This window comes from Polynucleobacter sp. AM-7D1 (assembly GCF_018688455.1).
Taxonomy (GTDB): Bacteria; Pseudomonadota; Gammaproteobacteria; order Burkholderiales; family Burkholderiaceae; genus Polynucleobacter.
The window spans coordinates 1,137,932-1,152,454 of record NZ_CP061319.1 but is presented as its reverse complement, the minus strand read 5'-3'; the positions used below and the strand labels follow the sequence as shown (position 1 = coordinate 1,152,454).

Here is a 14,523-nt window from a genome sequence, read left to right as displayed (position 1 = left end):
ATCGCAAGTAAATTGATGATGATTACTTCTAAGGTGGTGAAGGCTCTAGCTATCGTTTTGGCCTGCCTGAGCTTTGCCAGTGCCGCTCAATCTCAAACAGCTAAATCCAATACTGCTTGGCCTAAACAAGCGATTCGTATTGTGGTGACATTTACTCCTGGTGGAGCGCCTGATATTTTGGCGCGCGTGCTTGCTGAGAGTTGGCAACAAAGTCTAGGGGTGCCAGTCCTCGTAGAAAATCGTCCCGGCTATGGCGGCAATATTGGTGCTGACCTAGTGGCAAAGAGTGAGCCAGACGGCTACACGCTCCTGATTGGGACGGTGGGTATCCATACTATCAATGGCGCTCTTTATGACAAGATGTCTTTTCATCCGATCAATGATTTCACGCCCATTAGCTTTTTAGCGAGTACGCCTAACGTGCTCGTGGTGAATAAAAAATTGGGCGTGAGTAATCTGCATGAACTGATTGAGTTGGCCAAATCAAAACCTAATGAACTGACTTTTGGTTCTTCTGGTGTTGGCACCTCCTTGCATATGTCAGGTGAGCTCCTAAAAGAAATGACCGGAGTGCAGATTCGACATATTCCGTATAAGGGAAGGGCGCAATCTTTACCTGATCTCATTAGTGGTCGGATTTCGATGCTCTTTGATAATCTGTCCTCCTCACTTTCTTTAATCAAGGCAGGGGAGATTCAGGCTTTGGGAGTTACCTCGCTAAAACGCTCTCCAGCAGCGCCTGAGATTCCGACGATGGCAGAGCAAGGCTTGCCTGGATTTGAGGCAACATCATGGTTCTCGCTGATGGCACCAGCCAATCTCCCATCTGACCTGCAAAAACGCTTAAATACCTTAACCCGCCAAACCCTGAATCAAGCGGAAGTCAGAAATAAGCTACTCGCAAGCGGGCTAGATCCTGCCCCTGGAAGCCCACAAGCGCTATCTAAATTGATTCAATCTGAGACCAATAAATGGGGTAGAGTGATTTATAAATCAGGCGCAAAATTAGAGCAGTGAGTATCTAGAGGTAATTAACAAATATTCAAATAAAAGCCCAAATCCTGTCAGCCTAGATTTGGATCAAGCGTTAAAGGTAGTAGGAGGCGACCAATTAATGGGGTCCACTATGAAAACAAGCCATAAGCAATACAACTCAGTTGTGTCTAAGGTAGTTCTGATGCTCTTTGCAGCAGTAGGTCTATTTGCTCTTGCTCCTGTCTCAGCTCAAGCGGGTAATGTTGGCTGGGCAGTCTCTGTTGGCGGTGGATACGGAGGTGGCTATGGCGGCGGTTGGCGTCCAGCAGCATACGGCCCTGGTTGGGGTGGTGGCTGGGGTCCAGGCTGGCGTGGTGGATATTATGGCTCCGGCTATGGCTACCCTTATGCTGCTGGCTACTATGCACCACCCGTGGTTTACGCAGCTCCGCCTGTGGTCACTTATGCAGCGCCTCAGCAACCCATGGTCTTGGCTTCTCAACCACAGGCTCCAGTTTGGTATTACTGCGAAGCAAGCGCGCAATACTTTCCGTATGTACAAAGTTGCGCATCGGGCTGGGAAACTCGACCAGCAGCGCCACCCTCTAGTAGTGCGAACACAAGACAGCGCAATCAAAATTAACAGAATTTAATGCTTTAACTGATTTAAGGAATCAATATGAAACGTGCTGTACTGACTTTAGCCATCATCAGCTCTTTAGCCGCTTGCGTATCCGCACCAACTGGCCCAACGATCGCAATCATGCCGCGCGAAGGGAAGCCTTTTGAAGTCTTTCAGCAGGATGATCAACAGTGTCGTGAGTTTGCTGCGAATGCAATTAAAGATACTAGTAATGCAGCGCTCAAAGAGGGTGCGACCAGTGCAGCCATTGGCGCAGCTTTAGGTGCAGCAGCCGGTGCAGTGATTCAGGGTGGAAGCAGCCAGAACATTGGTACTGGTGCAGGCATTGGCTTGCTCGGTGGTGCTGCTATGGGTGCCATGAATTCTTCTGGCAAACAAAATCAAGCTCAAGTCCAATACAACATTGCCTACCAACAGTGCATGTATTCCAAAGGCAATCAGGTTCCTAGCTACCCAACCCAAAGCTTTGGAAGCAGTAGTAATAATGGATACAACATTCCACAAGGTAAGCCATCGATGCCACCAAATGGTTTCAAGCCAATCCAGTAAATCGGTTTACTGGAATTGAATCTCGACTAAACCTCAACCGGCGGATGCGTTTTCTCGAAGCGTGCCGCCGTTCTTCTAAAGAGGTAGAGTAAGAGTAGTGCAGCCAATCCTAGGCTCATACTGTTACCAGCCCAAAAGCCGTTAGCGCCTTGTAAGAACTCTGGTGTATTGCCAAAAACATTAAAGCCCATCAAGTAGCCACCCCCAAGCCCCACGCCCCAAAGTGAGCCGGCATAAATGACCATCGGCCAGAAGGCAATCCGATAGGCTCGCAGTATGAAGGCTGCTGTAATCTGCAGAGCATCAAAGACTTGATAAAAAGCGATAAACAAAAAGAGTGGAATCGAGAATAATTTCACTTCTTCTGGTGGATCGTATAACTCCAAAAGCTGCACTCTAAAAATCCAGACTGCAATACCGATCAAAACACATAAGCTTGTTGTGAAGAATACCGAGGACCACCCAATTTCCTCAGCACGTTCTTGTTTATCTGCGCCAATCGATTGAGAGACCAGGGTCATCGTCGCAATCGACAGGGATAGTGGCACCATATAAATTACAGTTCCCATATTGGCCACAATTTGATGGCCAGCTAAAGCAGTAGTGCCTAGGCGCGCAATAAAGAGTGACATGAAAGTAAATGAGGTTACTTCAATCAAATAGCTAAAGCCAATAGGCGCACCCAATTTCAAGAGTGTCCAGATGCGATGCCAGTCGGGCCAGCTAAAGCGCGCAAAGATCTTAAATGGCCTGTAAAAGCCATCAAAGAGCACAAAGCCCAGAGTGATGATGAGCCAAAACCAATTGATGATGACGGTAGCAACTGCGCAACCTGGGCCGCCCATACCTTCAATGCCCAGGCCACCATAAATAAATAGCAGATTGAGCGGGAGCTTTAAGCCTAAGCCAATCAGTTGCACCACGGTAATGACTGCTGGCCTGGAGACGGCATTGTGTAATGCCATGAGAACCCGCATTGCCATGCTTGCTGGTAAGCCAATCGCAAGAATATTGAGATACAGCTTCGCTTTACCTTCAATATCTGGTGTGACTTGGGAGATTTGCAGAAGAAGATCGGCATTGAGCAGAATGGCGCCACCCAATACAGTCAGGCCTACTGCTAGCCAAGTGGCTTGACGCACTTCTTCACCAATCTCTCCATAACGCTTGGCACCAAAGAGTTGTCCAGCAATTGGGGCGAGGGCAGAGATGACGCCAGTTAGGCCAACATAGATGCTGATAAAGATGGCGGAGGCCATTGCCAAGGCAGCCAAGTCATCAGCGGAGTAGCGTGCGGTCATGGCGGTATCTAAAACACCAAAGGTAATGACTGCAAGCTGACCAATCAGTAGGGGACCAGCGAGTTTTAGTAGAGAGGGAATATCCTCGCGCAAACGCGATAATTTAAAGTGCAGCACGCTTTATTCTTTACCAGCAGGGGTAATTTGATAGAGGCGCAGACGCTCATCTCGGTCAGATGCGCGGCGATCTTCCCAAAGTAATTCTATTTTCTTTTTGTTGAGGCTGGCGTAAGCCCTAGCCTCTGAAGAGCTATGAGTCAGCATCAGATTGCAGCTAGGATCATCTCGTAGTGGTAGTTTGGTGAAGTAATTAAACGAAGCTAACTGTGCGGGACCTAGATTACTGGTATCGATACACCCCGGTGTGTTGGCAATCATTTGCACCAGGCGATCAGATACATCGCGATAGGTCTTTGCATAGTTAATTGTTGGCAACCAAAGCGTCATCAATAAAACCCACATCAAGGTGGTTCCAGAGGCAGAGATAATCAGGCAGCGCCAGATTTCTTTTGGAGCGCGCGATGTTCTCCAGCGAACGATGGCTAACCAAACACCAGTAATGATGAGGGCAATCACAAAACCAAAGTAATTAAACTGCGCCTGAAAGCCTGGCAGGAGTCTTGCTAAATTGGCAGCTGTCGATTCAGGGAAGCCAGTCACTTTTGCAAGCCAAATAATCCAAATGGCCAAAGCGATCATGGTGAAGCTAAACATCGCAAACCAATCGATAAAGCTAATGAGGTTACGCTTGAGTATTGGTAAGCTAAATGCAGCAATGATCGACAGGCTCGGAATCAAAATGATGAGATCATGTTCATTCGCCTCAAGGCGGAAGAGAACATAAATCAAGCAACCAATAAATAAACTTAGCGGAATGCACAGATGCGGCGCACGCCATTGGCCTGCCTCTTTGACTCGACCCCAGTGGGCAAGAGAGATGATGGCTAGCGGCCAAACCGGCCAAGCGTAAGCCCAGAAGTTAACACTCAAAAATCCGAGAGATTCAATGGAAGGCCTTGCACGCATCTCTGGCATATTGCGCCAGCCTTCTTCGGCGATATGACGCCACTCTGGAGTGATATTACCTAGGTACCAAAGCGCGGGCCAAATCGCAAAACCAATCAAGCCTAAAACTGTACTAGTTAAAGTCCAACGAAAGCGTAATTTCGCATTACTCGCAATCACCGCAATGATGGTGGAGCTGACAACAATTAAGCTAAGTGTGAGATTGCCGGAGAGTGCAACAATCGCAATGCCAAGACCAGTCCATAAGCCACCTTGCCAAGGCTTATCTAATCCACGCACTGTGCCATACAAGACAATGCTGATACCCATCAGTTGAGCCATCATTGGTGTAGTCTCATGTGCACGTTGTGCAAGACCGACGCAAGCCAAGAATATCAATAGCGCACCATCGGCTAAAGTCATTCCATAGTTTTTACGACCAGGCTGACCACCCACTGCTAAGACCATAGGCTGAACTTCTTGACGACGCCCTAATAGGTAAGTCGCATACCAAATAGCGAGAGCAGCAGCGAAGAAGCAGATTGCTGCATAGAGACGTGCAGCATTGGCTATGCCAATCCAAGGACCAAAGAGATCCATGAGGGTGGCACCTAGCCAGTAAGGAAAGGGTGCGCCCAGAGAAACATCGCGTCCTGCAAGATGCGGAACAATCCAATCGAGTGCTTTGCCGCTTTGCAAAGTCCACATGCCACCAAATCCGATGGCGTCTTCATTCTTCCAAGGATCGCGTGCAAAAAGACCGGCAAAACCATAGACCAAAGTCAACGCAAAAATAATGATGCGTGGAATAGAGGTGGTAGCAGCGGCAGTGAGTTTGACCATAGAAAACTAGCAATAAAAAAGGCAGCAAACGCTGCCTTGATTATCTCGCAAGGGAGGGTGAATACTGAATATCCAAACCCCAGCCCCTTTGTAGAGTAAGTCTATTACTTCTTCTTAGCTGGCTTTTCAGCAGCTTTAGCTTCTGCAGCGGCAGCTTTTTTCTCAGCCGTTTTAGCAGCGCCATCACCGGTAGCTTTAGCAACAGCTTTAGTACCGAATTTCTGACGGAATTTCTCAACACGACCGGCTGTATCCATAATCTTCTGGGTACCAGTGTAGAAAGGGTGTGACTCAGATGAAGTCTCGATCTTGGCCAATGGATATTCATTGCCATCTTCCCACTTGATTGTCTCTTTAGTAGACATAGTGGAGCGAGTCTTGAAGCTGAAGTTATTAGAAACGTCTACAAAGACGATTTCACGATATTCGGGGTGAATGCCAGGTTTCATTATTAAGTCCTATTAGCAGGCAGCCGTTTAGGTCCAAAGACCCAAATACTTACCCAGTTAAATGCAAATTATTAAAGCGGTAAAAGCGAAATTATGCCATGAAATCAACAACAAAGCCCACTTTTACCGACTCTGAGAGCCTAAATTAGCCGCCCTTACGCATTAAATCGAAGAATTCACCATTATTTTTGGTGGATTTGAGCTTATCAACAATGAAGTTCATTGCCTCGATATCGTCCATATCAGCCAATAATTTACGTAAAACCCAGATTTTTTGGAGGTTTTCAGCTTTAACCAGCAACTCTTCACGGCGCGTACCGGATTTGTTGAGGTTAATTGATGGGTAAACACGGCGCTCAGCCAAACGACGCTCAAGGTGTACTTCCATATTGCCAGTACCTTTGAACTCTTCGTAGATCAGGTCATCCATACGGCTACCTGTTTCAATCAAGGCAGTGGCGATGATGGTGAGTGAGCCACCTTCTTCCACGTTACGTGCTGCACCGAAGAAGCGCTTTGGACGTTGTAATGCGTTGGCATCCACACCACCAGAGAGTACTTTTCCAGATGAAGGAATCACGGTGTTGTAAGCACGAGCAAGGCGGGTAATCGAATCAAGCAGGATGATGACATCTTTTTTCATCTCCACTAAGCGCTTGGCTTTTTCGATCACCATCTCAGCAACTTGTACGTGACGCACCGCTGGTTCATCAAATGTAGAGGCAACGACTTCACCGCGTACAGAGCGCTGCATTTCAGTAACTTCTTCAGGACGCTCATCTACCAACAATACGATCAAGATCGCATCTGGGTTGTTTGCAGAGATTGCATGAGCGATGTGCTGCATCATCACGGTCTTACCGGATTTCGGTGAAGACACGATCAAGCCACGCTGGCCATAGCCAATCGGGGAGATCATATCGATAATGCGGCCAGTTAAATTCTCTTCAGCCTTGATATCACGCTCTAATTGAACAACGCGATTTGGATGCAAAGGCGTTAAGTTCTCGAACATGATGCGATTCTTTAAAGCCTCTGGAGGCAAACCGTTGATCTTGTCTACCTTAACCAGGGCAAAGTAACGTTCACCATCCTTAGGGGTGCGAACCTCGCCCTCAACGCTATCACCCGTATGCAGGTTAAAGCGGCGGATCTGAGCAGGTGAGATATAGATATCGTCTGGAGAAGCCATATAGGAGGCATCTGGGGAGCGTAAGAAACCAAAGCCATCAGGCAACACTTCCAAAGTGCCGTCACCGAAAACGGATTCACCTTCCTTGGCGCGTTTCTTGAGAATGGCAAACATCAACTCCTGTTTGCGCATACGCTGCGTATTTTCAATCTCCAGGCTGGCTGCCATTTCAAGCAGAGCGGATACGTGGAGGACTTTGAGTTCAGATAATTGCATGTGGTTCTCGGGTGTAGATAAGGATGTAAATGTGTTTTGAGGTATCGCTGTCTAGACGAACATCAGACAGATTGGAAAAACAGAATTTTGGGGAGTTTGCTAAAAAAGAAGGGGGAGGGAAATTACTGGGAATCTTGCTAGAAATCGGAGCACTGAAAGTGCGATGAATTAGATACTACACTAAAAACAGTTAAAAACCACAGGCTCACCCAGTGAACCTGTGACCTGGGACTATTTACAGATGACTATCAATAAATGCAGTCAGCTGGGATTTAGCCAAAGCGCCTACTTTTTGAGCAGCAACAGTGCCGTTCTTAAAGAGGATCAATGTTGGGATGCCACGAATATTGAACTGGGCAGGAACGCCTTGGTTCTCATCTACGTTCATCTTTGCAATTTGGATCTTGTCGCCATACTCACCAGCCAGCTCTTCAAGGATAGGGCCGATCATCTTGCAAGGACCACACCACTCAGCCCAGAAGTCGAGGAGAACAGGTTTATCGGACTTGAGAACGTCTTGCTCGAAAGAAGCGTCAGTTACGTATTTGATGCCGGCACTCATGAAAATTCCTTAATTAGTCTTATTTAGTTTTATATAGTTATTGCACTACAACGCTTATATTAGCAATAAGCCACACTTTCTGCCTAAATTCTCATAATCCGCTCACAAAATAACCCTAAAGCCAGCCCTAGACACACTACCCCACTAAGCATGTCGCGCCCATTTCCAACCCTAAAAGAGCAAAAGCAGCCTCATGCTTGGGCAATAGCGCCTAATGCCAGTGCCCTGAAATCGCTTGCCGAGGGTATTTGGAATTGTGCGATGCAAACGAAGCAGCGCCCTTTAGTGGTTCTGAGTACTGCGGGCCCATTAATGGGGGTGAGAGCCGCCCTAGAAAAATATCGACCTAAAGACCTGCCGAGTCATATTGCTTTTTTACCCCAGGTGATGAGTTTTAACGATTGGTTAGAAGCGGCACCAGGTGCATGGAAGTTTCCTAAAAAGCAAACCGATTTAGAGCGTTGGTTATCGGTGTACATCAATCTACGCAAACACAAAATATTGCAAAGCTGGTTTAAGGCCGAGAGTGAAGCCGGAGCTTGGGGTTTGGCACAAGCAGTGATCGATGCATGTGATTTATTGTCAGAGTCGGTTGTGCCACTGATGCAAGGTGAGATCAATTCCCTAGCGCAAAACCAAGCTCTGGATACAGAGTTGTGGATTAAAAAAGTAGAAACATTGTTGGATCAAGCGATCGCTAAGGCCTATGTTGGTTTATCTCGTCAGGTCGTTGATCAAGAATCCACCGTTTTATTGGCATTCTGGCGTTACCTTAGCAGTCCCGGTGATCCTGTCATGCGCAAGCATCTCGCATTAGCCGCCCATCTGCAAGCTGCAAGCACCAATCAATCTGTAGCAAGACCTTTGATCTGGGTGGAGACTGCTGATCCAAAGCCAATTGATCAAGAGACGATGGCTCGGTATTTGCATGAGTATTCACAATGTGCACCCGTTATCAATATCGGAATGGATTGGTATTCAGTAGCGCTCTGGTCTGAGGCCTTAACTGGACAAGATGCTGAAGGGCAGCTTCAAGCAGTAGATAGCGAACAGCAGAACCTTATTGATCGTAATATTCAAGCCAGCTTTCATGATGGGTGGAAGTTATTGTCCGCTAGACGTTTTGAAGAATTAGCTTGGGCGGCTGCCAAATCGATTGAGGCCCATTTGGTTGCAGGTAAAACTAACATCGCTTTGGTTGCACAAGATCGTTTAGCCGCAAGAAGGGCGCGCGCATTGTTATCGCGCTTTGGCCCAAGTCTGCGTATTCGTGACGAGACCGGTTGGAAGCTCTCGACCACCCGTGCCGCAGCATCGCTCAATAGTTGGTTGGAGTTGATTCGCTCTCCTAAGGAGGGGCCTAGTGCAAGCGCCTTACTGGAGTTTTTGCAAAACCCATTTTTTGATCTTGCTCATACCTTACAAAAGTCATCAGAAGCTTGTGTCAGTCTAGTTGCTCAGCTTGAAGATATATTGATTGCAAGCCAAGCAAAGTCAGGTTGGGAAACCTTTCGGATTGCGATTGAGCGAGCTAATGCGTATTCATCATCACGTGGCACCGTACCCCATGAATCACTCTTAGAGTTACTCATATTATTGCAAAGACATCATGCGCAGTGGTTAGAGCTCAAACTCGATTGTGAAAATGCTTATGCACTCCTGCAATCTAATTTGCAATCCATGGGGATGGCACAAGAACTTGAAAAAGACTCTGCTGGTAAGCAATTACTCGAAGTGCTTAAAACCTTTGATTTGGGGGCGGGAGCTTACCGACAGATCAGCATGCGTTTACCAGAATGGCTAAGCCTACTCAAGACGATTATTGAAGAGGCCTCCTATCAAGAGGTGGGTCAACAAGCGGAGGCTACTTTAAGCATTCTGCCTCTGAGCTCAACACGCTTGCGTGAGTTTGATGCCGTTGTCTTGGTTGGTTGCGATGAGCAACAGTTGCCAGCGTTTTCTGAGCCGCCATTATTTTTCTCGGATACGCTCAATCGTTTACTAAAAGCCTCAACTCTTACGGCGCAATATATTCAGCAGGCTAGAGATCTCTCGCAATTACTGATTTCTTGCCCACAAGTCGATTTGCTTTGGCAAAGTAAAAGCAAAAGCGGCGAACCACTCAGACCATCAGCTTGGATTAGTCGCCTACGCACGCAATTGCCAGATTGGCCGATATTAGAGGCGAAGCCTGATACGTATTCAAGCCTGTCAGACCCACTACAAGAAGCGGTCACAACGGTGCACCCAGATATTGCTTTGCCGATCAGCATGTCTCCTAGTGCTTACAAAGCATTAAGAGATTGTCCTTATCGTTATTACGTGCGTAGCATCTTGGGTTTGCGTAAGGCCAAAGAATTCGAAGAGGGTTTTGATGCCTCATTGGCTGGGCAGGTTTTACATGCTTTACTAAAGAACTTCTTCCAAGCATTAAAAACAGAAGAGCAAAAACCCCATTCGAGTATTCATCAAGGTGAAGATGCTCGTCGTGCATGGATGCGTGAACATCTCACCAAGTATTCAGAAAAAGAGTTTGAGCGCCTAATTAAAGGTGATGCCAGAGTCACTGGTACTTTGCGTGATTGGCAAAAGCAGATTCCTAGTTTTGTAGAGTGGCAACTCCAGCGCGAGGCAGAGGGTTGGCAGTATCACGATGCAGAGTTGCCTGTTGGATTCATGGTGACGTTGACTGATCCAGATGGCGTGCAAAGAGAGATTGAGATTGCGGGGCGCGCTGACCGCTTTGATATCAATACCAATAATTCCACTGCCGCAGCAGTGATTGATTACAAAAACCAAGGCATTAATAAAATTAAGAAGCGGGCAGATCATCTCTTGGATGATCCTCAGTTACTAATTTATGCCCGAGCTGTTAATGAAAATGCCATCGCAGCACATCTTCCTGGCCGTAACATTGAGCAAGCCGAGTGGGTGTCCTTAAAAGCAGATCTGAAGAAAGCCGAGGACAAGATTGTTAGATCCTATCCGGTTGAGCAGATGCCAGAGATGATGGTGCAATTTTCAGAGCAACTCAGCGATGATCTCGAAGTCTTATGGGCACGAAAGCCCATGAAAGCGTTTGCGCCTGATAGCGTTTGCCAGTATTGCGAAGCCAGAGGTATTTGTCGAAAGGGGATGTGGTGAGCGATCAGTTTGATTACGCCATAGCCTGCAATCCGAATCACTCGGTAATTGTTTCTGCTTGTGCAGGCAGTGGCAAGACCTGGCTCTTGGTTGCTCGCATGGTGCGTTTATTGCTGGCTGGTGCAAAGCCTCAAGAGATTTTGGCGTTGACTTTTACCCGTAAGGCCGCCCAAGAAATGCGTGACCGTCTATACGGATTGCTAGAACAGTTTTCCAATATGACTGATGAGCAACTTATTCATGAGCTCAAGATCAGGGGTTTGGATGATGTGGAAGCGAAGAAATTGCTGCCGCAAGCAAGAGCGCTATATCTCAAAGTATTAATGAGCCCCCAATCGATTGTGATTGACACCTTCCATGGATGGTTTGGCAAACTTCTCGGAGCGGCGCCAATCTCCGCAGAAGTCCAGCCTGGATTTAATCTTCGTGAAGATGCTAAGCGCTTGCAAGAAGAGTGCATGCAAGATTGGTGGGGCGATTTACCTGCTGATCTTAAAAAACACTATGACGTGTTACTCAAAGAGTTTGGAGCCTTTGAAACTGACAAGTTCTTGATGGGTAATTACAGTCTCTTTAAGCAAAGGGGCGCTTGGACATTTTTCTTGGCTTCTTGCAAGGCTAAGGGCATTAGTCCGGTCGACGCATTAGCACAATGCTTACCCCATTTATCTTTGCCAAATCCGCTAGAAGAATTTTGGCGACGCCCTGGCACTGCAGAAGATTTACAAGTGATGCTCGATTGCTTTAGCAATGGCACTGCTACTCAAAAGAAAAGGGTGCCACTGATTCAGAAGGCGATCTCGCTTCACGCGGCAGGAGGCTCTGTCATGGAAATTGCAGATATATGGCAAAGCTGCTTCTTAACCCAAAAGCACACTCCAGCAGACGATATCGCCAATATGTCCTCACCCATGCAGAAGTATCTGGCTGCGACTGGTGGCGACCCGATGCAGATCACCTCCATACGAAATGCTTGGGTAGACGCCTATCTGGCATGGTTTCCTTGGCAGAATGATCAAGATGCTCATGCAATCAACACTGCTTGGTTTGCCATGAGTGAAGTCATGTTAGGTCATATGCAAAAAACAAAAGAATCCATGCGTGTGCGTGACTTTGATGATTTAGAGATTGGTGTGAGTCAGTTAATGGCCGACCCCTCTAATGCCGCTTATCTTCAAGCAAGACTGGATGCCAAGTACAGCCACATTCTGATTGATGAGTTTCAAGACACTAATCCGCTGCAATGGCAGATTCTGCGTTCATGGCTAGAAGGTTATGGACAAGATGGCTCACGCCCTAGCGTCTTTATTGTGGGAGATCCTAAGCAGTCGATCTATCGTTTCCGCCGTGCTGACCCCAGACTATTTACTAGTGCCAAGAAGTTTTTGGAAGCGACCATGCAGGCTAGGTATTTGGAGAAGAACACCACTCGCAGAAATGCCGACGCAATTAACAATGCCGTCAACAACATCTTTTTATCCCAATCCCTTCCTGCAAGTTACCAATTCTCTAAGCAGAGTACAGATTGGAAGCCGTCATTAGGGGGTATGGCTGAACCAGAATATGCCGCTAAAGGCGAGGCGATGTTATTGCCACTGATTGAGCGCAAACAAGAGGATCAAGCTGAACGCACCGGTAGTGCTCTGGATAGCCCGATTGAGGATTTGGGACTGACTGTTGGAGTGCAACAGCGCTATTGGGAGGGTCAACAGGTAAGTCGCTTGATTCATCATGTTCTGGCAACCCGCCAAGTGATTGATAAAACAGATGGCAAAGAGTATTGGCGTCCAGCAAGGGCTAGTGACTTTATATTGCTCGTCAGGCGCCGAGCCTATTTGCCGCAATTTGAGCGAGCACTGCGCGAAGCGGGCTTGGCTTATGACAGCTCCCGCTTGGGCGGCCTCTTAAATACGCTAGAGATCGATGACTTAATTGCCTTGCTTACTGTCTTAGTATCCCCAAGGCATGACTTGCCACTAGCGCAGGTGCTGCGTAGCCCTATCTTTAGTTTTACTGAGCAGCAAATGCAGTCGCTTAGCAGCCATGTAGGTGATATCCAAAGTCAACACCAAACTCAAACCTCATCATCTTGGTGGGATGCCTTACAGAGTAGCGTCGATGCGCCCATACAAAGGGCGGCACGCTATTTAGAGCGTTGGAGAAGTCTAGGTGAAGTCTTGCCCGTACATGACTTGCTTGATCTCATATATCAAGAGAGTAATTTACGAGTCAGTTATGCAGTGGCCTCTCAAAATCTCGCGCGTGCACAGGTGCTGGCTAATTTAGATGCATTCTTAGAGCTTGCCTTAAATCAAGACGGTGGTCGTTATCCGAGCTTGAGTCGCTTTATCGAAGAGATTAATGCGATGCGCCGAGGTGATGATGACGAGACTCCGGATGAGGGTGATGTAGAGGCTGAGGCTGATGACGATATTGGTGAAGTAGATCTCGACAGTGAGATGTCCGAGGAAGATCAGCACAAGCGCGTGCGCTTAATGACAATTCATGGGGCCAAGGGCTTAGAGGCTCCATTTGTCATCATGCTCGATGCCAACCATACGGAGTGGAGGGCGCCTAATCGTGGCGTACTGCTGGATTGGTCGCCAGATGAGACTAGTCCAAGCCATCTTTCTTTGTATACCGCAAAGTCTTTGACGGAGAAGCGGGCGGCAATCTATGAAAAAGAGAATGAAGTCAGTGAGAATGAAAATTGGAACGTCCTCTATGTAGCGATGACTCGTGCACAGCAAGGTTTATGGATTAGCGGCGTTCAATCTCATATCAAAGACGGTATTAGCCAAAAATCTTGGTATGGCAGAGCGCTTGCGGCAGGCATGGAGACATTGGATGTGACCCAGTTGCGTGAGCTGCCGCTTCAAGGTCAGGAGAAGCTCGAATCTAGCGGTAGCGAACCATTCCAAATAAATCATTTTCAATTGTCATGGGATGCAGCTAAACAGGCCCATCAAGAAACCATTGCCAATATTGAAAGCGGTGCACTAGCTATAGCTGAAAAGGCAAGAGAGCAAGCGCAAGCGGTAGAGCAGCCCGACCCAGAAATTTTGGAAGAGGGTACCCATTTCCATAAGCTGCTGGAGTTCTTAACTGCGCACTCAGGTAGCCAAATAACCAGTCCAATGCCAAGCGAGCAAGAGCTCATGAATTGGTTAAGCATTGATCAAGAGCACGCCAAAAAACTGATGGAGCGCGTGCAGATAGTGATGGATGCGCCCAAACTGAAACCTTACCTCACAGAAAATCAGTGGGTACAGGCTTGGAATGAAATTGATGTTGTTAGTCTAGAGGGTAAGAGCTTTCGCTTAGATCGCCTAGTGGAGTTTGATGATCACTTAGCTATCCTCGATTACAAGCTCACAATCCCAGAGGTGGGTAGTGAGGCATATAACAAGTACAGCGCACAACTCAATAACTACAAACAAGAGTTAGGCAGAATTCGGCCGGATAAGCCGGCTAAGGCCTACTTAATCTCTGCTTGGGGTGAGATCGCCGAGATATCTTAGGGTGTCCAGCCCTTTTGATCTTTGGATTTTGCTAGTTTTACCCATGCATCTTGCTGTCTTCAATTAGACTTAATGCTTCGATAAAATATTTACTAAAATTAATACCATTACTTAGAAGAGTTT

10 protein-coding genes are annotated in these 14,523 nt (G+C 47.2%); 5 read left to right on the top strand and 5 right to left on the bottom strand.

Translation table 11 applies throughout. The features are described from left to right. The first annotated feature begins 15 nt into the window (after positions 1-15). From GQ359_RS06020 to GQ359_RS06010, 3 genes are all read left to right on the top strand, one after another. The gene (locus GQ359_RS06020; RefSeq protein WP_215385931.1) at positions 16-1,017 is read left to right on the top strand and encodes a tripartite tricarboxylate transporter substrate binding protein; all 1,002 of its coding nucleotides are present in this window, start codon (positions 16-18) and stop codon (positions 1,015-1,017) included. Positions 1,018-1,126: 109 nt separating this feature from the next. Then, on the top strand, positions 1,127-1,618 hold the full coding sequence (locus tag GQ359_RS06015) for a hypothetical protein (RefSeq protein ID WP_251367838.1): 492 nt from the start codon (positions 1,127-1,129) through the stop codon (positions 1,616-1,618). 36 nt (positions 1,619-1,654) lie between these two features. Next, positions 1,655-2,167: a hypothetical protein gene (locus GQ359_RS06010; protein ID WP_215385929.1), complete on the top strand. Its 513-nt coding sequence runs from the start codon at positions 1,655-1,657 to the stop codon at positions 2,165-2,167. A gap of 26 nt (positions 2,168-2,193) precedes the next feature. Here the strand turns inward: GQ359_RS06010 and GQ359_RS06005 are convergent, their stop codons facing one another. From GQ359_RS06005 to trxA, 5 genes are all read right to left on the bottom strand, one after another. Next, positions 2,194-3,585: an MATE family efflux transporter gene (locus tag GQ359_RS06005; protein WP_215385927.1), complete on the bottom strand. Its 1,392-nt coding sequence runs from the start codon at positions 3,583-3,585 to the stop codon at positions 2,194-2,196. Positions 3,586-3,588: 3 nt separating this feature from the next. Further along, complete coding sequence (locus GQ359_RS06000; protein ID WP_215385925.1) at positions 3,589-5,316, bottom strand: glycosyltransferase family 39 protein; 1,728 nt, start codon at positions 5,314-5,316, stop codon at positions 3,589-3,591. A 104-nt stretch (positions 5,317-5,420) separates the two neighbouring features. Then, positions 5,421-5,765 carry a type B 50S ribosomal protein L31 gene (locus tag GQ359_RS05995; protein WP_015421284.1) on the bottom strand — a complete coding sequence of 115 codons (345 nt, stop codon included), beginning with the start codon at positions 5,763-5,765 and terminating at the stop codon, positions 5,421-5,423. 145 nt (positions 5,766-5,910) lie between these two features. After that, the gene (gene rho / locus GQ359_RS05990) at positions 5,911-7,173 is read right to left on the bottom strand and encodes a transcription termination factor Rho (protein WP_015421283.1); all 1,263 of its coding nucleotides are present in this window, start codon (positions 7,171-7,173) and stop codon (positions 5,911-5,913) included. Positions 7,174-7,408: 235 nt separating this feature from the next. After that, positions 7,409-7,735, bottom strand: a complete 327-nt coding sequence (trxA, locus tag GQ359_RS05985; RefSeq protein ID WP_062309025.1) for a thioredoxin TrxA — start codon at positions 7,733-7,735, stop codon at positions 7,409-7,411. A 150-nt stretch (positions 7,736-7,885) separates the two neighbouring features. Between trxA and GQ359_RS05980 the strand changes: the two genes are divergently transcribed. After that, a complete protein-coding gene (locus GQ359_RS05980; RefSeq protein WP_215385923.1) occupies positions 7,886-10,879 on the top strand; it encodes a PD-(D/E)XK nuclease family protein in 2,994 nt (997 codons plus the stop codon). After that, on the top strand, positions 10,876-14,400 hold the full coding sequence (locus tag GQ359_RS05975) for an exodeoxyribonuclease V subunit beta (RefSeq protein WP_251367837.1): 3,525 nt from the start codon (positions 10,876-10,878) through the stop codon (positions 14,398-14,400). Before GQ359_RS05980 ends, GQ359_RS05975 begins: the two co-directional genes overlap by 4 nt. Positions 14,401-14,523 lie beyond the last annotated feature (123 nt).